General features: G+C 50.2%; 25 protein-coding genes. 6 read left to right on the plus strand and 19 right to left on the minus strand.

Features of this window, described 5'->3' with window-relative positions; all coding sequences use genetic code 11:
- Positions 1 to 184 precede the first annotated feature (184 nt).
- Positions 185 to 592, plus strand: coding sequence for a hypothetical protein (locus H1S01_RS09000; RefSeq protein WP_188039826.1), 408 nt, complete (start codon positions 185 to 187; stop codon positions 590 to 592).
- Between the two features lie 401 nt (positions 593 to 993).
- On the opposite strand, the gene H1S01_RS09005 is transcribed toward H1S01_RS09000, so the two are convergent.
- Together H1S01_RS09005 and H1S01_RS09010 are read right to left on the minus strand one after the other, a co-directional pair.
- A complete protein-coding gene (locus tag H1S01_RS09005; RefSeq protein ID WP_188039827.1) occupies positions 994 to 1,365 on the minus strand; it encodes a phage holin family protein in 372 nt (123 codons plus the stop codon).
- A gap of 156 nt (positions 1,366 to 1,521) precedes the next feature.
- Complete coding sequence (locus H1S01_RS09010) at positions 1,522 to 1,956, minus strand: hypothetical protein (RefSeq protein WP_188039828.1); 435 nt, start codon at positions 1,954 to 1,956, stop codon at positions 1,522 to 1,524.
- A 40-nt stretch (positions 1,957 to 1,996) separates the two neighbouring features.
- On the opposite strand from H1S01_RS09010, the gene H1S01_RS09015 reads away from it, so the two are divergent.
- Positions 1,997 to 2,752: a YdcF family protein gene (locus H1S01_RS09015; RefSeq protein WP_188039829.1), complete on the plus strand. Its 756-nt coding sequence runs from the start codon at positions 1,997 to 1,999 to the stop codon at positions 2,750 to 2,752.
- Between the two features lie 147 nt (positions 2,753 to 2,899).
- Here H1S01_RS09015 and H1S01_RS09020 read toward each other — a convergent pair whose 3' ends face one another.
- Positions 2,900 to 3,400, minus strand: a complete 501-nt coding sequence (locus tag H1S01_RS09020) for a nitroreductase family protein (RefSeq protein ID WP_188039830.1) — start codon at positions 3,398 to 3,400, stop codon at positions 2,900 to 2,902.
- A 231-nt stretch (positions 3,401 to 3,631) separates the two neighbouring features.
- On the opposite strand from H1S01_RS09020, the gene H1S01_RS09025 reads away from it, so the two are divergent.
- Complete coding sequence (locus H1S01_RS09025; protein ID WP_188039831.1) at positions 3,632 to 5,119, plus strand: copper amine oxidase N-terminal domain-containing protein; 1,488 nt, start codon at positions 3,632 to 3,634, stop codon at positions 5,117 to 5,119.
- 136 nt (positions 5,120 to 5,255) lie between these two features.
- Here the strand turns inward: H1S01_RS09025 and H1S01_RS09030 are convergent, their stop codons facing one another.
- On the minus strand, positions 5,256 to 7,121 hold the full coding sequence (locus H1S01_RS09030) for a hypothetical protein (protein ID WP_188039833.1): 1,866 nt from the start codon (positions 7,119 to 7,121) through the stop codon (positions 5,256 to 5,258).
- Between the two features lie 309 nt (positions 7,122 to 7,430).
- Between H1S01_RS09030 and H1S01_RS09035 the strand changes: the two genes are divergently transcribed.
- Complete coding sequence (locus H1S01_RS09035) at positions 7,431 to 8,621, plus strand: acyltransferase (RefSeq protein ID WP_188039835.1); 1,191 nt, start codon at positions 7,431 to 7,433, stop codon at positions 8,619 to 8,621.
- Between the two features lie 119 nt (positions 8,622 to 8,740).
- Here H1S01_RS09035 and H1S01_RS09040 read toward each other — a convergent pair whose 3' ends face one another.
- The 12 genes from H1S01_RS09040 to H1S01_RS09095 all read right to left on the minus strand — a co-directional run bounded on the left by H1S01_RS09040 (position 8,741) and on the right by H1S01_RS09095 (position 19,468).
- Positions 8,741 to 8,956, minus strand: a complete 216-nt coding sequence (locus H1S01_RS09040) for a hypothetical protein (RefSeq protein ID WP_243237165.1) — start codon at positions 8,954 to 8,956, stop codon at positions 8,741 to 8,743.
- A gap of 54 nt (positions 8,957 to 9,010) precedes the next feature.
- Positions 9,011 to 9,289 (minus strand): hypothetical protein, encoded by a 279-nt coding sequence (locus tag H1S01_RS09045; RefSeq protein WP_188039837.1) that lies wholly within the window; start codon positions 9,287 to 9,289, stop codon positions 9,011 to 9,013.
- 74 nt (positions 9,290 to 9,363) lie between these two features.
- Complete coding sequence (hypE, locus tag H1S01_RS09050; RefSeq protein WP_279286974.1) at positions 9,364 to 10,383, minus strand: hydrogenase expression/formation protein HypE; 1,020 nt, start codon at positions 10,381 to 10,383, stop codon at positions 9,364 to 9,366.
- Between the two features lie 13 nt (positions 10,384 to 10,396).
- Complete coding sequence (gene hypD, locus H1S01_RS09055; protein ID WP_188039839.1) at positions 10,397 to 11,512, minus strand: hydrogenase formation protein HypD; 1,116 nt, start codon at positions 11,510 to 11,512, stop codon at positions 10,397 to 10,399.
- Positions 11,494 to 11,748: a HypC/HybG/HupF family hydrogenase formation chaperone gene (locus H1S01_RS09060; protein ID WP_188039841.1), complete on the minus strand. Its 255-nt coding sequence runs from the start codon at positions 11,746 to 11,748 to the stop codon at positions 11,494 to 11,496. The genes hypD and H1S01_RS09060 overlap by 19 nt, the downstream gene beginning before the upstream one ends.
- 4 nt (positions 11,749 to 11,752) lie before the next feature.
- Complete coding sequence (hypF, locus tag H1S01_RS09065; RefSeq protein WP_243237166.1) at positions 11,753 to 14,146, minus strand: carbamoyltransferase HypF; 2,394 nt, start codon at positions 14,144 to 14,146, stop codon at positions 11,753 to 11,755.
- A 112-nt stretch (positions 14,147 to 14,258) separates the two neighbouring features.
- On the minus strand, positions 14,259 to 14,918 hold the full coding sequence (gene hypB / locus H1S01_RS09070; RefSeq protein ID WP_188039845.1) for a hydrogenase nickel incorporation protein HypB: 660 nt from the start codon (positions 14,916 to 14,918) through the stop codon (positions 14,259 to 14,261).
- 2 nt (positions 14,919 to 14,920) lie between these two features.
- On the minus strand, positions 14,921 to 15,268 hold the full coding sequence (gene hypA, locus H1S01_RS09075) for a hydrogenase maturation nickel metallochaperone HypA (RefSeq protein WP_188039847.1): 348 nt from the start codon (positions 15,266 to 15,268) through the stop codon (positions 14,921 to 14,923).
- A gap of 108 nt (positions 15,269 to 15,376) precedes the next feature.
- Positions 15,377 to 15,862 (minus strand): HyaD/HybD family hydrogenase maturation endopeptidase, encoded by a 486-nt coding sequence (locus H1S01_RS09080; RefSeq protein ID WP_243237167.1) that lies wholly within the window; start codon positions 15,860 to 15,862, stop codon positions 15,377 to 15,379.
- Between the two features lie 48 nt (positions 15,863 to 15,910).
- Entirely contained in the window at positions 15,911 to 16,594 is a 684-nt protein-coding gene (cybH, locus tag H1S01_RS09085; protein ID WP_188039851.1) for a Ni/Fe-hydrogenase, b-type cytochrome subunit, read from the minus strand.
- Between the two features lie 13 nt (positions 16,595 to 16,607).
- Entirely contained in the window at positions 16,608 to 18,344 is a 1,737-nt protein-coding gene (locus H1S01_RS09090; protein ID WP_188039853.1) for a nickel-dependent hydrogenase large subunit, read from the minus strand.
- 8 nt (positions 18,345 to 18,352) lie between these two features.
- Positions 18,353 to 19,468 (minus strand): hydrogenase small subunit, encoded by a 1,116-nt coding sequence (locus H1S01_RS09095; protein WP_188039855.1) that lies wholly within the window; start codon positions 19,466 to 19,468, stop codon positions 18,353 to 18,355.
- A gap of 301 nt (positions 19,469 to 19,769) precedes the next feature.
- Here H1S01_RS09095 and H1S01_RS09100 point away from each other — a divergent pair, with 301 nt between their 5' ends.
- A complete protein-coding gene (locus H1S01_RS09100) occupies positions 19,770 to 20,414 on the plus strand; it encodes a hypothetical protein (RefSeq protein ID WP_188039857.1) in 645 nt (214 codons plus the stop codon).
- Positions 20,415 to 20,572: 158 nt separating this feature from the next.
- Here the strand turns inward: H1S01_RS09100 and H1S01_RS09105 are convergent, their stop codons facing one another.
- A complete protein-coding gene (locus tag H1S01_RS09105) occupies positions 20,573 to 21,490 on the minus strand; it encodes a MerR family transcriptional regulator (RefSeq protein ID WP_188039859.1) in 918 nt (305 codons plus the stop codon).
- Positions 21,491 to 21,841: 351 nt separating this feature from the next.
- Between H1S01_RS09105 and H1S01_RS09110 the strand changes: the two genes are divergently transcribed.
- Positions 21,842 to 22,552: a helix-turn-helix domain-containing protein gene (locus H1S01_RS09110; protein ID WP_188039861.1), complete on the plus strand. Its 711-nt coding sequence runs from the start codon at positions 21,842 to 21,844 to the stop codon at positions 22,550 to 22,552.
- A 146-nt stretch (positions 22,553 to 22,698) separates the two neighbouring features.
- On the opposite strand, the gene mdh is transcribed toward H1S01_RS09110, so the two are convergent.
- Complete coding sequence (mdh, locus tag H1S01_RS09115; RefSeq protein ID WP_188039864.1) at positions 22,699 to 23,628, minus strand: malate dehydrogenase; 930 nt, start codon at positions 23,626 to 23,628, stop codon at positions 22,699 to 22,701.
- A gap of 54 nt (positions 23,629 to 23,682) precedes the next feature.
- Positions 23,683 to 24,936 (minus strand): isocitrate dehydrogenase (NADP(+)), encoded by a 1,254-nt coding sequence (icd, locus tag H1S01_RS09120; RefSeq protein WP_188039866.1) that lies wholly within the window; start codon positions 24,934 to 24,936, stop codon positions 23,683 to 23,685.
- Positions 24,937 to 24,976 lie beyond the last annotated feature (40 nt).

Genomic DNA, 24,976 nt, shown 5'->3' on the forward strand with positions numbered 1-24,976 from the left:
CTATCTTCTATATCGATTATCTCACCTTTTCCCTTAAGAGTAAATTCGTCAATCGTCGCGTTCCCTTTTCGTACATCTTATTCTTACGATAAATTTTTGAATCATCATTCAAAAAGAATAAAAACCTTTAATTTCCTGTGTGATTATGTTATTAATATCCTAAGGGAATCTAATGGAGGAGTGGATGGCCTTGCGACTTCACAACTGTTCCCGATGCGAGCGGGTTTTTATCGGCATCAGCGGCAAGCTTTGTCCAGAATGTATCAAGAAACAGGACGCCGCCTTGGAAAAGGTTCGCGATTACCTTTACGATCATCCAGGTGCATCCGTACAGGAAGTGATTGATGAGACCGGCATTGATGAAAAAGAAATCTTGGAGCTCGTAAAAATTGGGTATATCTGTTTCGAAAACTCCCTTTTGAGGTGCAGTCGTTGTGGTATAACGATTGAGCGAGGGTCTCACTGTTCTTCCTGTCAACGAGAGCTGATTCATGGACTTCACCATGCCACTGCTTCACTCAATAACAACGAGCAATCTAGAGCCAAGATTTACGCCTATAACCAACTTCAAAATAAAACAACCTCCAAGTGAGCAAAACAAAAAACCCCGGCACGTTACAAAAGGCCGGGGTTTATTATTTCATTTCGTGAAAAGCGACAATCCATGATCCCATCATGTGAGTTTAGTTAGTCCTCAAAGTCCTCTATCGCATGGGGGTCGCTGACGAGCTTCAGGAACAACATCCAAAAGCAAAGCAACAAGTTCAACAGCCACAATGAATCCATGGTGAATCCCTCTTTCTTCCTCAACGGGGGCTTTCGCCCTGACACCGATACAGCAGGCAGTTGCTTTGTTGCTCTACAGGCTTACGCAAAGCATTAAATATCTATTTGTCTACCTATTTTTAACCTTAACAGATTTGTTGAACCTTTGCAAGTGTGTTGTGCAGAAAATGTAGAATAAAAGGTGAAGTGAACTTCATCTGCACAAGTCTAGGATGTTTTTTGCACCGACTCTTTCAAGGAAGCGATCAGTCCCTTCTTTTTCGCTTCCTCGTAGGCAAATTCGATGGCGCTTTTCATTTCTTCTATGGTCCGTACAATTTCCTTATTCTCGAGGGTCTTCCCCAGATGCTTCAGTGCCATTTCGAACTGCTCATCACCGGAAAGGTGTCCATAGCGGTTCCGTGCATAAACGACCGCCGACAGAGCCAAATTCCCCACTGTTTGTCGTTCCTGTTCAGTGGTGACCGTTCTCATGTAATCCATCGCGGCTGGACCGAAATTCCGGGTAAGATAGGTGGTGACGACGATCACCCCGAAGACGATCACATACAATCCGATCAGCAACAAATCGACGTTCAAGCGTTCAACTCCTTTCTTTTCCTCTCGAGATCATCCCTCTCCCGCCTTATCCGATTCGGGCTATTATATATATAGAGATGTTTTGCTTTTTGTGATAATCGTGGTATAAAATAACAGTACCCACGTCACCTAATCAACATGGGTACGATTACACTTTTATACATATTTCCCTTGATCGTTCTTTCTGTCTTTTTCTCGTTTATCTCTTTTTCGAATCAATCCGATGATCGTTCGAAAAACGACCACAAGCGCCATATATACGGCAAAGAGTACGAGATAACCGGCGATACCGGCGATTACGTCTGTCGTTTCCATATTTCCACGACCGGTGATCTTCTGCTCTACCTCTATAGCGACGGCCATGACGATGACGAAAAAGGTGGTAAAAAAGAAGGAAACCGTCGATAATCCCCATTGGGCGAGGTATTTAAAGAGGCTATTGACGACCAAAAATATACAGATTCCCGCTATGCCAATAATCCAAAAATGCAATTCTTTGTCGCTTAGATGTTTTCCGACTCCGTGGTACCCTAGAATCGTGTCATGAATAGTATTGATGATGCCGGAAAACTCCATCAGCAGAGACTTCAAAAGACCACCTTCCTTCAATCATCGTAAAGGAGCTCCTACTATGCTGTTCTTGATTAAATTTCTATATAGCTTTTTGCTGCCGCCAGGACTTTTTGTGGTCATCCTAGTGTTTGTTTCAGCCTGGGATTTTTACCGCCGAAAAAAAAGTTCGGCCTATATATCCATATGGCTGGCTTTTCTGATCTACGCCCTCTCGGTGCCCATCATAGGCGATCTCTTTATCCGTTCCTTAGAAAGTCGCTTTACACCGCCAACTTCCGTGAATGGGGATGTGATTGTGCTGCTCGGCGGTGGCGCCACGTCTGATACGCCTGATGTCGACGGGACGGGCCAGTTAACAGGTTCTAGCGCGAATCGTATGCTAACGGCTGCCCGACTGCATCGGCAGACGGGTCTTCCTATCATTTTATCGGCTGGTCAGGTTTACAATGATACCGGCAACGAATCACTGATTGCCCGGCGACAGTTGATCAGTTTAGGCATTCCGGAAGATAAGCTCATCGTCGAGGGGAACAGCCGAAACACTGAGGAAAATGCTCGTTTTACGAAGAGCCTGCTCGATGAAAAAGGCTTTTCTCGACCCTTGCTCGTCACATCCGCTTTCCACATGGAGCGGTCTGTGCTTAACTTCGAAAAGGTCGGCATATCTGTACAGCCTTACCCGACCGACTATAAAACAAATACAGGAAGCACCTTTTACCTCAATAAGCTGGCTCCGTCGGCAGATACCTTGTTAAATGTGAGCCTCGCGAGCAAAGAATACCTAGGGATATTCGCGTTAAACCTGGGACTCTAGCACCTTTTCACCCCAAAAAAATGAAGCATTCCCCGGGCTGAACCCATCGGACTGCTTCATTTTTTGTACATATTTAGTATATCCTATTTTTGGTTCGATGTGTTCACCATTGGTCATTGAAAATGGCTGATAAACGCCCTTCTACGCTTACCAGCGGTTGTTATGGATGCGCTCGGGGTTAAAGCGGTTCGCGGGAGGTAATTGCTCCGCTGGATATCCTACGGGGATGAGTGCAAGGGGAATCACCTGTTCCGGTATACCGAGGAGATCTCGAAGTGCCTTGACCCGACCTTTCTCCGGATAAAGGCCGACCCAAACCGCTCCAATCCCTTTGGCTTGGGCTGCGACCAGGATGTTTTGTGTGGCTGCGGAACAGTCTTGCACCCAGAAGCCTTTATACTTTTCTAACGTCTCGTCTCCGCAGACTACAATAGCTACTGGAGATTGCTTAACCATCCCCGCATAGGGATGGAACTTGGGGATTTCATCGAGAAGTTGCCGGTCTTTGATCACAATGAAGTGCCATGGTTGTTCATTGCCGGCGGAAGGCGCACTCATCGCCGCTTCCAACAGTTCTTTGACCAATTCATCAGATACGGGTTGGTCCGTGTACTTCCGGACACTTCGGCGAGAAAGAATGGCGTCCATGTACCCATCTCCTTATGTTTAGATATTTTTTGACATGCTAAGTGATTCTTGGAACTATCCCATGAACTATAGTTTCCATCACTACGGGAAATATCCTGCAATCGTCCATCGATTCCTAGGACTCTGGTCTATTTCTCGATAAAACAATGAATGATATACTTTTACCCATAAGCAAGAAAAAATTGAATTTTTACTGTGCTAACTCTCCAGTAAATACAAGGAGGTATCGGGATGAACATTCGTAAAGGCTTCGTCGTCGTCCTTACTGTTTTTAGCCTTCTCACAGTACAAACCACCATGGCTATGGCCAAAAATGGTGGTAATCACGGCGGAGGGAACAGTTCCTCTGGAAAAAGCCAAAGCCAATCGAACCCCGTAAAACCAAGTTCCAATTCTTCTACAGATTCGAAGTCCACGATAAATAAACAGACCAAAAATGCGACAAAGACAGGCAAAGGTACCACTCATCCCAGTCTCAGAGGATTGACCCGTGCCTACCTTAACGCTTCTCAAAATGGAGCAAGCCCCCGTGCGATCGAAGTACTGAAACAGTTGATCGAGAGCCGTGGCGGCACCGTTCCGGTTCCTGACGATACAGACAACACTACTGGCGGCAATACTGACACCTCCACCGGGGGTACTACCGATAGCGGCACCGATACATCTACTGGCGGTACTACCGACAGTGGCACCGATACTTCTACCGGTGGCTCTACCGGCAGTGGCACCGATACTTCCACCGGTGGTACTTCTGGCACAGGTACGGAACCTTCTACTGGCGGTACAACGGATAGTGGTACCGGAAACTCTACGGGTGGCTCAACGGACAGCGGTACTGGCACCTCCACGGGTGGCTCAACGGACAGCGGTGCTGGCACCTCCACTAGTGACTCTACCAGCAGTGGTACAGAAACTTCTTCAGGCACTACTACTGACAGCGGTTCCGATTCCTCCACCGGCGGTACGACCGGCAGCGGTACAGATACTTCCACTGGCAGCTCTACCAGCGGCGATGAAACCAGCCAAACCACTACTCCGGTTACGAATCCGGAAACCGTGGCAGACCAGCTCTCCACCATCGCCGAAGACCCAGTGGCAATCGCTGCCGTATCCCAGGACGCTGAAGTGAAAACAGAGCTGCAAGCAGTAGCTTCAGCTACGTTGAAATCGGTCCCCACAATAAAACCAGCCAACCAAGCCAAAGTGTTGAAGAACGTGGCTAAATTCATGCAAAAATCAGGAGATCCTATGGCCGCCGTCAATGCCCTGGAACAAGCCGTTAAAATTGATTCTAAAGATAAAGCCACCATGGCCGAATTGAAGGCCGCCTGGAAATCGGCGAACAAAGCAGGCATCAAAGTATACGTAAAAGGTCAAAAGCCGAATTTTGATGGTGTACAGCCAGTCATCGAAAATGGGCGTACATTGGTACCGGTTCGAGCGATTACAGAAGCCCTCGGAGCTACGGTCCAGTGGAATGCCGGAGAACAAAAAGTGACCATCACCCAGGACAACAAAGAGATCATCCTCACTCTGGGTTCTAACGAAGCGCTGATCAACGGCGAAAAAGTGACGATTGACGTCCCTGGAAAAGTCGTCAACAACCGCACCTTCGTTCCACTGCGCTTTATCAGCGAGACACTGAAGAAAGACGTTAGTTTCGACCCAGAAAGTCAAGTGGTCACCATCGACGAATCCACTGAATCAACCAACCAATAGCTTATAAACAGACATACCGAATACTCTGCTCCTAAAACACAACCTTAAAGATGGCTCTATCAAAAAAGCCGACCCCTTAGACTTCTTGTCGTAGGGGTCGGCTTTCCCTTTTATTCTATATTTCGTCTACTGCCCCTTATTTTTTGTACTGCATGTAAGGGATTAATTCACCTGTGTAGGCATCGATGACACCGCCGGCCGCAGTAAAGTCGGGAACATAGACGAGACTCGGCTTAGGTGCTTTTTGGTCAAACATTTCGGGCCAGATATACTTCTTTTCAAAAGCTAACTTCTGAAGATATGTTTCTTTGGCTTTCTCTAACGTGATACCTGGTGTATCGAAAGGTAGTTTTTTAAAGTCGATCGGAAACGCACGGTAAGTAACCATATTTCCTGTATACTTGTCGACGGAAACAAATCCAACCATCCCTTCAATAGGAATGCCGTTATATAAAGGATTTATAAGGAATGACATTCTATCTTCCGTGACATCATTCTTCGGAATTTTTGTTTTATCGACCCATTCAGGATATTCGGGAGTCGTTAATGGGGCAAGGTCTGTTACGCGTAAGCTTACCGTTTCCTTGGGCAAATAAGTCTGGATAAGCTGAACCGCCTCTTCTCGCGCCCTATCGATCGATATGGGCTGAGTTTTATTATTTTTACCCCCCTTTTGATAACGGATACCGATGAGGCGTCCCGTGTCAGATTCTACTTCGACGGCAGCGTAGCGAGGCATTTCTGACACTTCTTCTTTATTTCTGGAGGGCTCCCTCTTCTCAATAAAATTGTAAGTATGAATCTTAGGAATGTTTACGTTCACCGGTCCCGGTTTTTCATGTAGCTCATCGGTGATGTAATCAAGTTCGTTCAAAGGTAAACCAAATTCTGCTTTGACCTTTTTCCTCACTTCATCGACGGAGGCACAATAAATGGCCTTTCCTTCTCCTTTGACCTGGACCTTTTTTTGCGGCAAGTCAGTTATCGTAAAATTGTACAGCATAGAATCCGGTTTTCCCGTAAAGGCATCTATGGGAGAGATGAATCCATCCGGTTGATAGACTAAGCGCATTGGCTGTCGTCCAAAGACCACTTCGAACCCATTTCCAGGCTTGTTCAGATTCTCTTGCGGCATATAGACAAGTTCCATTTTCATCCGGTCAGCGAACGCTTTTTTCGCCAATTCCGGGGAAACAGCAGACGAAGGGTCAGGGAAACGCGCCGAATCAATGGCCGTTTCTTTGGAAAGGTTCATACCGACGATATGTCCCGCTCCATCCACGTCGATGCTCCAAGATCCACTGTTTTGAAAGGGGATTCCATGGACGCGTCGTTCAACAGCAACACGAGTATATCTCCACAGGATCTGTTTTCCTTCATAGCTGACACTAGAGGCGCCCCCGCCGAAAGAATCGCCCACCTCGTAGTCTTTCATTTGGATTCCGAACACATTTTCAAAAAACTCCGTCGCTTTTTCCTTTGCCAGGGAAGGGCTTGGATCTTCTAAATTGGCCCAAGCCGGGTTTTGCAGGTGGAAAGATCGGGGGCTGCCGTCTTCATCGTCAAAGCTAAAAGATACTTGGTATGCGACGGCGCGTTCTTTTTCAGTCGCTTTTGGATCTATGTAGTGAACATACCATACTTTTGCCGGTTGACCGCTCTCTTCCTGATAGTTCGTTTCATGTTGTAGGTATAGTAATTTCATCTGTTTAAGTTCTGGATAGAACTGAGAGATCTTCGCGATAAAATCATCCATTTTCTTTTGAACTGGCTCCGGAGGTGTCTCCTTTTCCGGTATCTGATCTTCCCTTTGGGAAACTACAGTGCTGGATTCACTGCCTGTGGACGCTCCCATTTGGCTTTGCACGGCCAAAGCCGATTTGACTTCAGCGCCTGCCGGTGTGTTACCGTAGGCGGCAGTAGTCAGTAACCCCGCCATGAACACTCCAACGGTAAGCATACGGAAAGACTTGGCAGACAACAGAGACAGTGGTAACTTCATTGGTCATTCTCCTTACTTGTTTTTACTTATTTCGAGTCCGATGGGCTTCCTGTTCAAATGGATGAGCAAAATCACTACCTACATACAGAAAAGAACTAGATGAGTTTCCTCATTTAGCAGAAAACATCTATCCAAATATAGACGTTTATGTATTTAAAACGGTTCCAAAAAAATCTCCCTTCGACGAATCGAAAGGAGAACTCAAAAAGGAAGTATAAAGCAGTTCCCTTGATGTGATATACTTGAAAATCAAAAGCCTATTTATCGAACATTTGCCGCACGATAATAGGTATTCAGGGGAGAGCCGCGTTGAAAACAAAAACATATCTAGGGGAAGTCCAAATCCTGCGGGGGCTCGCCTTTATCGGGGTGGCCTTTCAGCATACGTTGGGGCCCTTTATGAATCAACAGGGGTTAGGTCAATCGGACGCTATCCTACTCACTATACTTTTCAATCTCGCCAAATTTGCAGTGCCCCTGTTCGTCTTTATGACGGGGATGGTTATTTTTTATAATTACTATGACACGTTAGAGTATCCCAGTTTTATCGTGCGGCGAACGAAAGAGGTCATCATCCCTTACCTTGTCTGGTCACTCATCTATGTATTCCACGGAGTTCCTTTTCCACAAGACTTCCTGTTTTTTATCAGAGATGTGTCCCAAAAAATACTGACCGGTTCCACTTACTATCACTTATGGTTTATCGTCATGATCTATCAGTTTTACATAGTCTATCCCTTTTTTCGAAGTGCCGCCAAACAGTTAGAACCGCGCCTGCGTAGCGAAAAATCCCTCATCCTGCTTATGGCATCCCTCGGAGCGGTATATTTGGGGCTGACCTGGCTCTCCTCTTCCGTCATCCCTCACCTGGATAACCTTAGTGGGTTGCCAAAGCTCTGGTCGTTCTTTTCCGAGTACCGCGACCGTACCTTCATTTTCTGGTTCTTCTATTTCATCCTCGGCGGCCTTGCCGGCCTTGCTGTGACCCAGTGGCGAGCCTGGGTGGAGAAAACCTTTCTGGCGAACAGCCTCCTCTGCCTGTTGCTTTTCATACTGGTGACCTATGAAATGTGGATTCAATCCTATCCAAGCCCCGCTGGATATGTGGTCAATTTTAATGTGTCGACATCATTAAAACCGTCTATGGCTCTTTTCTCCGTCAGCGCGATCATCTTTCTCTACGGCTTGACGCTGCGCTTCACCCGAGAGAGTAACAGAGTTACAGCGTATCTGGATCGATTAGGGAAACATTCCTTCGGCGCCTATTTAGTCCATGCCCTCACCTTGGAATATACGGCTCGAGTGGTTTATAAGTTCATGCAGCCCCTCGCTATCGCCCCAAAGATCGTCATCATCCTCGCCGGATGCGTGATCTGCGCCTACTATTTCTCCGTCATCATCAATCGGACTCCTTTGGCTGCCTACATCGTCGGTTCGGGAGCAAAACGAAAAAAATTCGTTTCCGGTTCAGATCTTCCTCGTTCGACCCAATCGATGTAGTTTGTGTTATCGTTCAAAAGCGTTCTATACAAAGAAAAACCCTGTTCTATCCATCGGCGGTAGAACAGGGTCATTTTTTATCTTGCATCGTCAAAAACCGCATTCCTCTTTTCGCCGGCCTAAAAAAAGAACATCCAATTACTCTTCACAGTGAAATTTATATCCACTGATCCCCAAGCCATCATCCGGTGCAGCATGTGCACTTTGAAGCTGGGGCCTAAGTACTTATCTTTATGGTGCTTGAGAAAGAGATAGCTGAGCGATACATCAAAAAATTCGGCCCAGAAGGCTTTCTGCCAAGGCCAGTAGTGGCTGCGGGCGTACTGGTTGCCCACAAAGGCCCTGTTCCATCGATCACTGTGATAGAACAGGGCTTTCTTCGTGAACCTCTATTTGACTGGATTAAACAAGGTGGCTGTCGGCATTGTTCGCTGTTCCGCTTCGGCCCGTTGTTGTTCCACTGCTTCCAGCGCTTTAGCTGCTAACTTTTCCGCTTCTTTCAACATCAAGGTCATCTCGTCGAGCAGATCGGCCACATTCTTATCCTGGCGATACTCCCGCAGATAGTTCGCCACGTCCTGACTGTCATGGAAAAGGCGATGATTCCGGCCTTTTAACTGCCGAATGATGAGTTGAATTTCGTTCAAAAAGGTTCCCGGTGTACACATGTTCCTTCCTCCTTGTATTTATGATTCTCAAGGTCGGATATCGAACATCCTCGTTAGACACAGGCTACGTTAGATCAGCAGATTCGCGGCAACGGATCACCAGCCAGCATATCGAGGATCCGGTGTCCTCCTAGAGGAGTCCGTAAATAGACCTGCCCAGTCCCTTCGCTGACACGTCCGATGATAGCTCCATCGCGTCCAAGCGGGTGTTCGCCCATGATCGCCAGGACGGCCTCTGCCGCTTCCGGTGCCACCACAACCAGTACTTTGCCTTCGTTGGCCAGATAGAGCGGATCAAGTCCAAGCAGTTCTGCAGCTCCTTGTACCCCTTCGCGCAGCGGTAGCGACGACTCATCGAGATAGATGTCACGACCTGTAGACAGGGCAATCTCCTTAAGGGTTGTTGCCACGCCGCCCCGAGTCGGATCGCGCATGAATTTGACGGCGCTGGGCACTTTAGGAACACGCTCCAGCAGGGTTTCAATAAGCCCGTTTAGTGGGGCACAGTCGCTCTGTACAGGGGTATCAAATGTCAGGCCTGCTCGTTTAGACAAGATGGCTAAGCCATGATCGCCTACAAAACCGTTAATCAGAATGATATCGCCGGGAGCGATGCGATGATAACCGAAGTCCCGGCCCACAGGCAGGACACCGATACCGGTGCTATTGATATAGATCCCGTCACCATGGCCTTTTTCCACCACTTTCGTGTCTCCAGCCACAACTGCTACGCCAGCTGCTTCTGCCGCCTGCGCCAAGGAATGGACGACTTGTTCTAATTCGTTGATAGGCAGGCCCTCTTCCAATATAAAGCCGACACTCAGATAGAGAGGACGAGCACCCGATACAGCTAAGTCGTTCACTGTGCCGGCCACGGCCAGTTTACCGATATCGCCGCCGGGAAAGAAGATGGGATTGACGACAAAGGAATCTGTCGACATGACCATCGGACCATTCGGCTGAGGAAGTAGAGCGCCATCGGTGAGACCATGCAAGGTGGGATGAGGAAAATGGCGTAAAAAAAGTTCTTGTACTAAGCGATGGGTTAAGGCGCCGCCATCGCCATGAGCCAGCATAATCCGTTTATCGGCCATGATCCTCCCTCTTTCACAGCTTTCGTTCATATTTATAATAGGTGGCACAGGTACCCTCTGAAGAGACCATACAAGGACCCACGGGGCGGATGGGGTCACAGCCCTTGCCAAAGAGAGCACAGTCGAAGGGACTTTGCTTCCCTTTCACGATCTCGCCACAAATACACCCTTTCGGGATCTGAGTTGGCGGTACGTTGACGTCAAAGCAAGCTTCCGCATCCCACGGAGCATATCCCTGCTTAAGCTTTAGCACACTGCCGGCCACCGTTCCCAGCCCTCTCCAGGGGCCATCGACCAAACGGTAGTACTTGTCCATCGCCTGCTGAGCTACCAGGTTTCCCTCTTCCCGGACGGCACGGCCATACTGGTTGACAACAGACAAATTTCCTGTCAAAAGAATATCGGTCAAAGTATCGATCGCGGCGAGCAATTCGACAGGCTCAAACCCTGCCACCACGCCCGGTCGTTGCAGTTTCTCCGGGAGAAAGTCCCAGGCTTTGCGGCCTAAGATCATGCTCACATGGCCGGGCAAGATAATACCATCGATCAGTAGTTCCGGATCGGGCAGCAGTGTCCGGGTCGGTGGCGGTGTCGTCTTGTGCATGGAGTAGAGATAAAAGTTACGGATATCTTCCCGGACAGCCTGTTCTAGCGTCATCACCGCAGTGGGCGCTGTCGTTTCAAAGCCGACGCCCAGGAAGATGACGGGACGATCGGGATTTTCCCGGGCTAACTGCAGCGCATCAAGGGAAGAATAGACGACACGCACATCAGCGCCTCGGGCTTTTTCCTCCTGAAGTGTGGTTCGGCTGCCGGGGACCTTCATCATATCTCCGAAGGTAGCCACAATGGCACCAGGCACGGTGCTGAAGGCGATAGCCCGATCAATATCGCTGTAATCACTGACACAAACGGGACAACCGGGGCCGCTCAAGAGATCGACCTCTGATTTGAGCACCCCGCGCACTCCTGTCCGGGAGATGGCTGCCGTATGGGTGCCGCAAAACTCCATGAACCGGGGCCGGCGGCCCAATTTATCAGCCAGGCGCTGTAACCGTTGACGTGTCGATTCGGCCATCCGCCGTCCTAAATCGGGATCACGAAATTGTTTTAGGACTTGTCCGTGCAAGACTTTGCCTCCCCTGTGATAGCCAATATTTCCTCCCACGTTTTGAGGCTCTCCCGGGCGGCTTCTTCATCGAGAATTTCCATGGCATACCCGGCGTGAACCAGCACATAATCGCCCACTTTGGCCTCAGGGACCATGGCTAGCCCTACCTTCCGTTTGTTACCGAAACTCTCTACTTCAGCTAAAAAACCGCCCTCGAAGATGACCGTAATCCGCGACGGTGCAGCAAGACACATTTCCTTATTCCTCCCTCCACAAGCCGATAACCCCTTGGCCTAAAGCTAACCCGCCATCGTTCGCCGGCACCCGCCGGGGAATGAATACTTGGAATCCTTGCCGAGACAAAAGGTGGCGAACCATCGTCAATAGATAGGGATTTTGAAAGACACCACCGCCCAAAGCGACACGCTGTAGGCCCGTCTGATCACGGGTACGCTGGACGGACACTTCGACCATCCGGGCAACCGTATTGTGAACGCGGCTTGCCAGTGTCTCGATCGTCACTCCCTGGGCTTTATCCTGAAGCAACTCTTCAAACACCGACGCAAAATCGATTAGATCCTTTTGAATCGCAAAAGGGTAGTGACCAAAGGCAAGGGCCTTATCGACCCAATCTTCCGTACATAATTTGTTCTCATCTAAACCGGCTTTCGACTGCTGTGAATGATCAGTAACGCCCAGTCGAAAACGAACCTGTTCCCCCAGCTCTAAAGGCGCCTGACCGTCATAGGTATTTTCCAAACAGACCCCTATGATTGCTGAAAGGGCATCAAAAAAGCGGCCTGCGCTGGAGACTTGAGGGCTATTCAGTTTTTTTTCGACCATCATTCGAGCTTGTTCGATCACTGGTTGCTGTTCTGGAAAAAGTGTTTTCCCCTGTTCCCATCCTCGCGAACCAAGCGCTTCGCCAAGAAAGGCACAGGCTGTCAGCCAGGGTCGGCGGACGGCGGCTTCTCCGCCGGGAAGAAGGACGGGGCGAAGGTGAAACCAGCGCTCGTATGTTCGTAAGTCTCCTGTCAGAATCTCGAATCCCCAGATGGTTCCGTCTTCACCGAATCCAGTTCCGTCGAGAATTACGCCGATGGCCCGACCGGTCACACCATTATCGGCAAGTACAGCCGCTAGATGGGCGTGGTGATGCTGTACATCCTTCATCGCCAAATCCATTTCTTGCGCCAGTTCTGCAGCTAAGGCCGAAATACGATATTGGGGATGGAGATCCCGCAGGACTTGCTTTGGCCTAATATCGAGCAACGTCTGCAGGTTTTGTAGGCTTTCTAAATAGTTCTGCCGGCCTTCCCGGGTATCGACGTTTCCGATATATTGGCTAAAATAAGCTTCCCCTCGCCCCAAAAGGGCAAAGGTATTTTTCGTCTCCGGTCCGGCGGCCAGAAGAGTATGCTTTAGCTTTCTCTCTGGCCAAGGTATCGCGATGCCTCCCGGAACATATCCACGAGATCGACGGTAAAACTGCACTTCCCCATCGATCACTCGGACGACAGAGTCGTCACAACGGCTGATGATATTCCGGTCATGGAGGACAAAGGCATCGGCGATGCTCACCAGTTGGTCTAAAGCCGCCTCATTCTCCCGCACCAGCGGAAGCCCGTTTGGGTTACCACTCGTCATCACGAGTAGATCGATCTGTTCGTCGAAAAGCATATGATGCATCGGTGTATAAGGAAGCATAAGGCCGACTGTTTTCGTTCCCGGTGCAATATTACTAGGAATTACACCCTTATCGGTACCATCGAGGAGAAAATCCTTACAGCCATTTCTTTGTTCCAGGATGACGATCGGCGCCGCAGAACTGGTAAGCAGCCTTTCCTCCTGTGCACTGGCCCAAGCGATCAAACGTACCGTATCCATATCCCGGGCCATGAGGGCCAGTGCTTTGTACGGACGGTTCTTGCGACGCCGCAGTTCAGCTACAGCCGCAGCGTTCCGGCCATCACAAACGAGGTGAAAGCCGCCGAGGCCTTTCAAAGCGATGATCCTTCCCTGGCGGATCAGTCGGCGGAAGATCTCATCCCAGGGTCCTTCCATTCTTTTTCCATCCTGGCCGCATATCCATACCTGCGGCCCACAGTTCGGACAGGCCACCGGCTGGGCGTGAAAACGCCGGTCTAGAGGGTCCTCATATTCCCGGGCGCAGTCGGGACACATGGGAAAGGCATGCATGCTCGTCAAGGGACGATCATAGGGCACTTGTCGCACAATCGTAAAGCGCGGTCCACAGTGGGTGCAGTTGGTGAAAGGATAGCGGTAGTGCCGATCAAGAGGATCGGCCATCTCCTCTCTGCAGGCCGCACAAAGGGCAGCATCGGGCGGGATACGGGCGGTTCGAAGGGCTTTGTCTTCACTTTGAACAATCGTAAAGCCTTGTAACCCTTGCACGGGGATATCACAAAGGATAATCTCCCTGACCCGGCTTAACTGGGGAGCTTGCTCCGGAAGGGCCTGCAGAAGTTTGTCAACCTGTTCAGGTTCCCCTTCCACAGTTATCTCGACGCCGGCAGGCCCGTTTAAGACCCATCCCGATAAACCTGCTTGTTTGGCCAGTTTAAAGACGAAAGGACGAAAGCCGACGCCTTGTACTGTTCCGGTGACCCTGATGAACTTGGCAACCTTCAACAGACTTCCCCCCATTCTCCTTACAGCGTTCTACCACCATCTCTATATACTTCGCATACTTCGAAGTGCTCTATCTATATCCGTACAGGATCTTGTTCAAAGACCAATTCCTTTATTGCTTCTCTGAATGAACCTGGGCCACTAACCAGTCGATCCAACGCTCCATCCCCTCGCCGGTCCGTGCCGATAGATCAAATCTAGGCAACCCGGGATGGATCCGTTCTAAATCCACGGCTAACTCTTCCAGATTGAAGTCCGTAAATGGCAGCAGGTCGATCTTGTTGAGGATCATTGCCCCTGCTTCTCGAAACATGAGGGGATATTTCGGTACTTTATCGTTGCCTTCCGTCGTCGACAGAACGACGACTTTTACCGTTTCCCCCAAGTCAAACTCGGCGGGGCAAACGAGGTTGCCCACGTTTTCGACGATGAGCAGATCCAATTGCTCCAGTGGAAAATTATCCAGCACATCCCGAACCATGGCGGCATCGAGGTGACAGGCGCCATGGGTGTTGATTTGAACAACAGGGATCCCCTGGCGGGCCACTCGTTCCGCATCTTTCGTGGTGGCCACATCCCCTTCGATCACAGCCACCTTCAAGCGGTCCTTCACCAAGGCCAATGTTTTTTCCAACAACGTGGTCTTCCCGGCACCAGGCGAGCTCATCAAATTTAAGAAGTAGACACCTTTCTGCCGGAGCTTTTCACGGTTTTCCTCAGCCACGGTTTGGTTTGTGCCGAGCAAGTTGTGACCTAGTTTGATGATTTGCATCGTCAGTCACCTTCAAAAAAATCGATTTGTAGTTCCCGCCCTTGAATGATGTCGACAGCCAAGCCACCGCATTGAGGACAAATGAACAGGTAATTGTCTTCCACTGCAAACTCTGCGGAGCAGCTTTGGCAGCGCCCTCGCGTCTCCCGCTCCTCAATTTGCAAATCCGCCTCTGGAGAGAATGGTGGATATTGGCGAAGCACAGAAAAGGCAAATTGCAGGGCATCGGGCAAGGCATGGGTAAGCTGCCCTACGATGAGCTTTACCTTATGGATCTGCCGAATATTGTGCTTCTTCGCTTCCTCGGAGAGCACCTCGACAAGGCTCTCCATCAGAGCCATTTCATGCATGGGTTTCCCTCCTGTAACATCTTCCACCAAAGGTGGACAAGAGCAGGAAAGGTCACGGCATGACTCCGTGACCTAACATACTATTTCTATGTGTTCGTTAGGAATATTTTACCCCATCTTGGGCTTTACATCTATATCCCACTGCTCAAGCTGCGCTCGCACCGCCGCAAGGACTTGCGGAAAAACAGACTGTACCGTTGGAGATAGTTGCAGACCCCACTCCAAGTTGTCCGGTTGGACACCGATGAGGACCATTTCCGGCGGCAGTTGCCCCCGGAAACTGGCTAGGGCCAACACTTCTTGAAAGCCCATCTGGTGCTGTGACATCTTTACACCCAGATACTGAGGTAGTTCGTCGCCTTCTAGACGAATAAGGGTTCCCGGTTCCTTACCCACGTTGACGGCGTCAATGCAGAGGAACCGCTCTGCCGATTCCAGTGTATCCAGGAGCAGCAGACCCAATGTTCCCCCGTCGATCAATTCCACCTCCGGCGGAAAGCTGTACGCTTTTTCGAGAGCCTCTATGGTATGCACCCCGAGGCCCTCGTCAGTGAACAAGAGATTGCCTAGACCCATGACGATGATTTTCTTCATGTTTTTCTGTCCTAACATGTAGTTTGTTCGCTTCCGGTCCTAGCCATATTACTCTTCACAGTGGAATTTATAGCCGCTGACCATGGACGATAAGGTACCGTTTCGGGCAAACATATCGTGCCGGAGAGAAAGGTACAGGTGGACCACCACAAAGGCCACGATACCCCAGGCCATCATCCGGTGCAACATGTGAACAGTAAAACTAGGCCCAAAGATGCTGAATACCCAGCTGAAGCTGTTGAAAAATCCGTTTGGATGCAGTTCACCATACATGGCAAAGCCGCTGATCGCCATAAAGACAGAACCGACCATGATGAAGCCAAAATAGGCGAGGTTCGCCACGGGGTTATGGCCGAGATGCTCCTCTTTATGGTGCCTGAGGAAAAGGTAGCTCAGCAGCACATCGAAAAACTCCAGCCAGAACTCTCTTTGCCAGGGCCAATGGTGGCTCCGGGCGTACTCGTTGCCGACGAAGGCCCAGTACAGCCGGAACAGATAGACGGCGACGAAAACGTATCCTGCCGCCATATGCCACATGAAAGTCCGGCCCATCCAAAAGACGGTAGCCGCATCACCGGTGACGACGGTCGGCCGCAGAACGGGATTGCCGATATACAAACCGGTCGCCATCAGCAGGACGATGCAAAGGGCATTGATCCAGTGATAGACGCGGACGGGAAGCTCCCAAACATAGACCGTTTTCATACAGGTGAGCTTGTTCATATCCTTCATGCCGATCCCCTCCTTAACGCAGGATGTCGACTTTAGTCGTCTCCTGGGTTTCCGTATCGACCAAGTGGGCCGCACAAGCGAGGCAGGGATCGAAGGAATGGATCGTCCGGAGCAGTTCCAACGGCTGATCCTGCTTAGCCATCGGTGTTCCCACCAAGGCCGATTCGTAAGCGCCTTTTTGGCCTTTGTGGTCTTTCGGCGAAGCATTCCATGTCGACGGTACTACACATTGGTAATTGGCAATTTTACCGTCTTTAATGTGAACCCAGTGGCTCAAGGCGCCGCGAGGCGCTTCCGTCAAGCCGACGCCTTTGCAGTCTTTTTCCCAGGTCGAAGGTTCCCATTTTTCACTGTTAAAGGTCTTCTGATCACCCGATTTGACGTTAGCGACCAGTTCTTGGAAGAACTTCTTCAGCCACACGGCAGAGAGCTTCGTCTCAATACCCCGCGCAGCGGTCCGACCGAGCGTGGAGAAGAGAGCTTCCGGACCAACACCGAGGCCGGCGAGCACCTTGTCGACTTCATCCTTGACCAGCTCATGAGCCAGGCAGTCTTTTTTGGCGTAGGCCACGAGCATCCGAGCCAGAGGACCCACTTCCATCGGGTGGTCTTTCCAGCGGGGTGACTTGACCCAGGAATAAGCTTTGTTGAATTCGCCGGACTCATCGAGCGTATCATAGGGAGGCTTAGGACCGGTGTATTTGATTTGCGTTTCCCCTTCCCAGGGATGGAGTCCGCTCTTGGAGTTATTGTACCAGGAGTGATCTGTATACTCCAAGATTTGTTGGGGATCGCGCGGATCCACGTCGAGCACTTCTGATAGATTTTTGTTGAGAATGGCGCCCCGGGGAAAGAGGAACCCAGAGGGATCGTTGATATGAGTCGTCGGTAAATCGCCAAAACAGAGGAAGTTGCCGAGCCCGCCGCCGTAGGCCGCCGTATCCTTATAGAAGGAGGCGATAGCCAAGAGGTCGGGGATGTAGACTTGTTCGACAAACTCCATGGCTTCATCGATGAGCTTGCCAATCAGGTTGAACTTCTCGATATTGATAGCGTTATCACCGTCGATGTTGATCGCCGAGGCCATACCACCGACAAGATAGTTCGGGTGAGGGTTTTTACCGCCAAAGATGGTGTGGATCTTAACGATCTCTTTTTGCCAGTTCAGCGCCTCCAGGTAGTGGGCCACCGCCATCAGGTTAGCTTCCGGCGGCAGTTTGTAGGCCGGGTGTCCCCAGTAGGCGTTAGCGAAGATGCCAAGTTGACCGCTTTCCACAAAGGTTTTCAGCTTGTTCTGGACGTCTCGGAAATAGCCTGCCGTTGACTTGGGCCAGCGGGAAAGGCTCTGCGCCAGTTGGGCCGTCGCTGCCGGATCTGCTTTGAGTGCATTGGGAATATCGACCCAGTCCGGTGCATGGAGATGATAGAAGTGAACCACATGGTCGTGAACATACAGGGCGGTAAACATGATGTTGCGGATCAGTTCTGCGTTTTTGGGGATGGTAATCTTCAGGGCATCTTCAACGGATCGTACGGAGGTGAGGGCATGGATCGTGGTACATACGCCACAGATGCGTTGAACGAGAGCCCAAGCATCGCGAGGATCCCGATCGCGCAAGATGATTTCGAGGCCGCGAATCATGGTACCGGCGCTGGCGGCATCGACGATTTTTCCGCCTTCTACTTTCGCTTCAATCCGTAGGTGACCTTCAATCCGGGTAACCGGATCAACGACAATTCGTTCTGCCATTAATTATCTCAACCTCCCATGCTGTTTTTGCAGGGTTTTTCTGCTTCGGCTTTATCATGGGCCTTCTTGGTGACCGCCGAAAAACCGGCGTGGACGGCAGCACCGGCGACGGCGGCCCCCACGGCAGCGGCACCGAAGGTGTCCACATTCATACCGATTTTTAAGCCGGGCACATCAGACAGGTGCGTATAGAGAGACTGACCGCCCGTATTGTCCCAGAAGCCTTTTTCGGAACAACCGATACAAGGGTGTCCGGACTTGATGGGATAACTCAGTCCGCCGTTCCATTCCAAATTGGAACAAGAGTTGTACGTGTTCGGCCCTTTACAACCGACCTTGTAGAGGCACCAGCCTTCTTTCGCCCCTTGGTCGTCGAAGGATTCCACAAACAAGCCCGCATCGAAATAAGCTCGGCGGTTACACTTGTCATGAATGCGATGGCCGTAGAAAGCTTTCGGCCGACCTTGACTATCCAGTTCAGGTAGGCGTTCAAAGGTGAGGAGGTGAGTGATCACACCGGCCATGACTTCCGCAATGGGCGGGCAGCCGGGAACATTGATGATCGGTTTGTCCTTAATGATGTCTTGAACGGCCACCGCGCCCGTCGGATTGGGGTTGGCCGATTGGACACAGCCTACGGTAGCGCAAGATCCCCAGGCAATGATGGCTTTTGCGTTTTTGGCTTCCTCTTTAAGAATGTCCACCGCTGTCCGTCCAGCCAAAACGCAGTAGATGCCGTCGTCCTTCGTGGGGATGGAACCTTCGATGGCCAGTATGTAGTTGCCTTTGTTCTCTTCCATGACCTTTTGGGCGGCCGCTTCCGCATGATGGCCTGCTGCCGCCATGAGCGTCTCATCGTAGTCGAGTGAGATCATGTTAAGAATGATGTCTGCAGCGATCGGATGCTGCGTACGGATAAATGATTCGGTGCAGCAGGTGCACTCTTGTAAGTGGCGCCAGATGACAGGCAGGCGCTTCTTCGTTTCCAAAGCTTCCGCAATCTGGCTCGTCGCCCCAGCACCTAGTCCCAGGGATGCCGCCATCACCGTACAAAATTTTAAAAAGTCTCGCCGATTGACACCGCGGCGCTGCAGATGTCCGTAAAAGGTATCCTCTGTTGGCATCTAATCTCACCCCTAAATTTTCTAATTCTTCACAAAATGCGGAAAGCGAACAAAAGGTCTCAAACCTCTTGTCCGCTTTACACACTGGAAACCCGTACTCTTTATACGCTTTTCCGATTGAGTTTATCTTACCTCGCAAAAAATCGGCTGGCAAGCAATTATTGCCACTAAAGAAAAGAAATATATTCACATTGCTAAGTTTGCAGTCATAAATGCAATCATTTTATTCATAGTATGGGGTCTGCATATTTACTGATTTTGTTGAATATATACCAGTGATATGGAAAAAGGAGGAAGACGCATGAGACACCATCGGCAGGTTCTCTTATGGTATCTTCCGCTCTGCTCGTTACTTCCGTTCCTGACGCTCTCATTGTCGAATACGGAGGCTTATGGGGCGACAAGACCGGAAATCACTATATCCCAGGACAGGGTTGTTCCCTCAACTATCAATTCCTCTATCACTTCATCGGAAATTCCCCTTTATCGGAGTACCATCACTGCAGAGTCTCCCCACCCTTCTGTCAGCAACATCTTAACAGACGATCAGTTCGTCCATTTAGCGAAGGAAGCCGACAAACAACTGGCCATAGCCCTTTTTGTTCAAAACCCTCAATGGCTACATGAGAACGGGCTGAAGCCGGTGACGATCAAGAGTAAAGATGACTTGATAAAGCTTTTATCCCCTTACTGGACAGAGGGGATGATCGAGGATATCTGGAGATCAGGGTCCGAGTTGATGCCTAATTTACCTTGGGGATTCTACTCGGAAGGACCACCCATGCTTTTTCTAGCGAAGGACGTACAAGTGACAGAACATCATCCTTCTCAGTCAAACCCGACGACGATTACCATCTCCGGTATCGTCCCCAACTATTTTGGGGACGAGGCAAAAGTACAACTCCGCCTGGTTTTGACCGACAAGGGTTGGCGGGCTGAGTATTAATCTACAAAAGTAGGCATATTAAAATTAAAGGGCTGTCATCGAATGAAAGCATTCTTGTATTAATCGGTACAAAAAATGAAGGCCACCCTCAAAAAGGGTAGCCTTCTTCCTTATTCACCGGAATTAACTTTCGCTAATAATGGAAAGTAACTTACCGATTAATCCAAATTCCGCAACCATTCATCCCAAGCCTCAATCGTTCCACTGATATAAGAATTCCCCAACAGGTTCTGGGCATCGCCGTCATAGTCGATGCCGCGTCCACCGACACAGGTGCGTAGCGGGAATCCTTCTGCTTTAGCGAGTTCAGTCAGGTTCTCATGGATAAGCAATACTTCCGGTACGAGCAGTCGAGAACCGACGGATAGAGCGATTAGGCGAGGCCGCATCTCTTTGGCCACTTCATAAAGGTCTTCCGTGGGCAGATCCTGCCCCAGATAGATGACGCGGAAACCGCGACGGCGCAGGTAGATGGAGAAGATGAGCAGCCCTAGGTCGTGGTGTTCTCCCGATACGCAAGCGGCGACGACGAGAGGAAGCTCCCGGTTTGCCGGCAGAGCGCTTAACATCGCAGACAGACGAGCCCGGAAAAAGTTCGAGGCAAAGTGTTCATGTGCTACGGACACTTCCCGGCGGGCCCATCGCTCACCCAGTTCCTGCAGGATGGGCAGGATCAGCTCGATAGCGACCCGTTCCATACTGAAGAGACTCAAGGCCTCTTCCATAGCGGCACTGGCTTTTTGCTCATCATAATCATCCAGGGCTAATACGATCCGGCGGTGTAATTCACCCAAGGCATCTTTCCCTGTATCGACTAAGGGGCTGATCGGGCGAAGTACATCACGCTGATGGAGCATTTTAACGGCTTGACCGATCGTCACACCGTTTTTCACTTGTTGCGCCAGCCACTGAATCGTCTGTACGTCTTCCTGAGAATAAACCCGGTAGCCTGCTTTGTTCCGATCCGGATTGATCACTTGATAACGGTGTTCCCAGACTCTGAGCGTGCCCGCAGCGACACCGGTCATTTTTTCAACAGCCTTAATGTTATAGAAGCCGTGATCCTTCGTACTCATAATCGGCACTCCTTTACCGAATCGTTCTATGACTTGTATTCCAAATTGTAAAGTAGAAACATCATATTTGCTATGACAATGATCATAGTCCATGCTTTGATCATACTATGGTGATAATAATGTATCAAGCACTAATATAGCGATGGCAATAATTACGTCTCGAAATATGCCCTGTTTAGCGTGACATTTTGTCTCAATCCAATCCGATCTCTTACCCGCATATCAGTCGAACTGCCCGCGAATATTGTCATTGTTGCCTTTCTATTTATTTTCACTTCTTTTATAATAGAAAAGGTGATAATACAATTTACGCGACGGACAGCGATGTTCGTTGCAAATGAGGTGAGCAGGGTGTTCGAGGATGCCCAAAAAGTTAGTTCTGTCTTTGCCGATAAAACCAGGTTCTCTATTTATCAATTTATAGTCAACCATCCGAATGCCACCTGTACTGTGAAGGATATCGCACAGGAATTTTCCATACATCCGAATGTGGCTCGCTTGCACTTGTCCAAACTAGAAGAAATCGGGCTGTTAGAGTCCGGCTGGGACCACCAATCGATGCCGGGTCGACCGGGCCGAATCTATAGGCTTCGCCAAAAAGCGATTTCTCTTCATTTCCCGCCGCGGGAATACCAATTGCTTTGCGAACTTACTCTTGATGCCTTAAGTGAACTCGGTGCCGGCGCCTTGGCGTCGTTGGAAAAGGTCGGTTACGTTCATGGCGTTCGCATAGCTCAAGCTGCTTTGGCAACTCCAAGCCGGAACATCCCCAACGATTCCCACCCTTTATCAGAGTTGCAGTCCATCGAATCGTTATCGGTATCGGTCGTGAGTCATGATGAGACGAAGACAGTCATCCGTATGCGCAACTGCACCTTCCGGGAAGCTGCGGAGAAGTACCATCCTTTGACCTGCTCCCTGCACCGCGCTCTTTTGCGCGGCGTCTGGGAAACCCTTTATGTACCTGTGGAGATCGAAGCGCTGACCTGCCAAGCTACGGGTGACGGCTCCTGTGAACTTTGTGTCAAACCAAAATCCTGTGGAAAGACGGTTAGCGCCTAATCAGAAGAACATAGGCTTCCAGCATCACCCCTTATTTACAAAAAGCGGGCCGATCCCTAGTGGGACCGGCCCGCTCTCTTCTTGTTGTTCGAAGCGGGATTGTTGTAGGTTAGCGGGAATCCTTAAAAACCGTTTTCCGGTGACGATTAGTATCCGGTGACGGCGATCAGGCTTTTTACAGATTCAACCGATTTGGCCAACAATCCTTTTTCTTCATCAGCCAGTTCGATCTCAAAGACTTTCTCTACGCCTTTGGCGCCGAGCATGACGGGAACGCTGGTGTATACGCCTTCATAGCCGTATTCGCCATTGAGGTATGCAGCGACAGGCAGAATCCGTTTTTTGTCCTTCAAGATGGATTCGACCATCTGGATGACAGAAGCGGAGGGGGCATAATAGGCGGAGCCGGTTTTCAGGTAGCCTACGATTTCAGCACCGCCGGTACGGGCGCGTTGGACCATGGCTTGAATTTTGTCTTCCGGCAACAGTTGACGGATGGGAATACCGCCGACATAGGTGTAGCTGACCAGGGGAACCATGTCGTCGCCATGACCGCCGAGAACAAAAGCGGTGACGTCTTCGACAGAGCAGCCCATTTCCATAGCAATGAAGGTTTTATAGCGGGCCGAATCGAGAATTCCAGACATACCGAAGACACGGTTCGTCGGGAATCCGCTGGCTTTTTGGGCGACATAAGTCATCGCATCGAGGGGGTTCGAGACGATGATGATGATGGCATTGGGCGAAACAGCAGCAGACTTTTTCGCACAATCAGCCACAATCTTAGTGTTCGTGGCAATGAGGTCATCGCGGCTCATGCCAGGTTTGCGGGCAATACCGGCGGTGATCACGATGACATCGGAGTTTGCCGTGTCGGCGTAATCGTTGGTACCGATGATGTTGGCATCAAAGCCTTCTACCGGGGAAGCTTCCATCAAATCCAAGGCTTTTCCTTGGGGAACTCCTTCTACGACATCGAGGAGGACGATATCCCCCAGTTCTTTGGATGCAGCCCAGTGTGCCGCAGTGGCGCCTACGTTACCGGCACCGATGATGGTAATCTTTTTGCGTGCCATTTTGTTGTTTTGTCCCCTTCCTGGCTCCAACGTAGCCAATATGTTAGTCGCCTGTTAGCAGCTCATCCGGTCGATGACAGCTTGGGCGAATTCGGACGCTTTTACTTCTTGGGCGCCTTCGATCTGGCGGGCCAGGTCGTAGGTGACCACTTTGTCTTGGATGGCGGCTTCGAGGCCTTTGATGATCATATCGGCCGCTTCTTGCCATCCCATGTGTTCTAACATCATTACACCCGATAGGATGACCGATCCGGGGTTGACTTTATCCAACCCGGCGTACTTGGGTGCAGTTCCATGGGTGGCTTCAAAAACAGCGTATTCATCGGATATGTTACCGCCTGGAGCGATACCGAGACCGCCTACTTGCGCAGCGAGCGCGTCCGACAGATAGTCCCCGTTGAGGTTTGTCGTGGCGAGCACGTCATACTCGTCGGGACGGAGGAGGGCTTGTTGGAACATATTGTCAGCAATTCGGTCTTTGATGACGATCTTACCTTCCGGCACTTTACCGTTGTAGGTATCCCACAGGTCCGCTTCGGTGATCGTCTGATCAGCGAATTCGCTTTTGGCTAATTCATAACCCCAGTCCTTAAAGGCACCTTCGGTAAATTTCATGATATTGCCTTTGTGAACCAAGGTGACACTTTTACGGTTATGGTCGACGGCAAATTGGATCGCTTTGCGGATTAACCGCTTGCATCCCACTTCGCTGATAGGCTTGAGGCCCAACGCAGTACCGTCTTTGAGGATCTTGACGCCCAGTTCATTGCGGAAGAACTCTACCGCTTTTTGGGCTTGCTCCGAACCGGCTTTCCATTCGAGACCGGCATAGACGTCTTCGGTGTTTTCCCGGAAAATAACCATATCCACTTTTTCCGGCGCTTTCACCGGACTCGGTACGCCTTGGAAATAGCGAACCGGGCGGACACAGGCATAGAGGTCCATGACTTGACGGAGTGTCACGTTTAAGGAACGGAAACCACCGCCGACGGGGGTCGTCAAGGGACCTTTGATGCCGACACGAAACTCCTTAAAAGCTTCTACCGTTTCATCAGGCAGCCAGGTGTCGTAAAGGTTTTTCGATTTTTCACCGGCGTAAACTTCCATCCAGGAGATGCGCTTTTTTCCGCCGTAGGCCTTTTCCACGGCAGCATCGAAAACAGCTTGCGATGCGCGCCAGATATCGGGCCCCGTACCATCTCCCTCGATAAAGGGGATAATGGGCTGATCGGGCACCTGAAGTTTGCCATTAACGTACTGAATGGCTTCTCCCTGCACAGGAACCTGAGCGTATTTGTACTCAGCCATGTTCAACGAGACCCTCCCTATTCTGTCTTTCTTCCTACGC

The organism is Heliobacterium chlorum, from assembly GCF_014502795.1.
Classification (GTDB): domain Bacteria; phylum Bacillota; class Desulfitobacteriia; order Heliobacteriales; family Heliobacteriaceae; genus Heliobacterium; species Heliobacterium chlorum.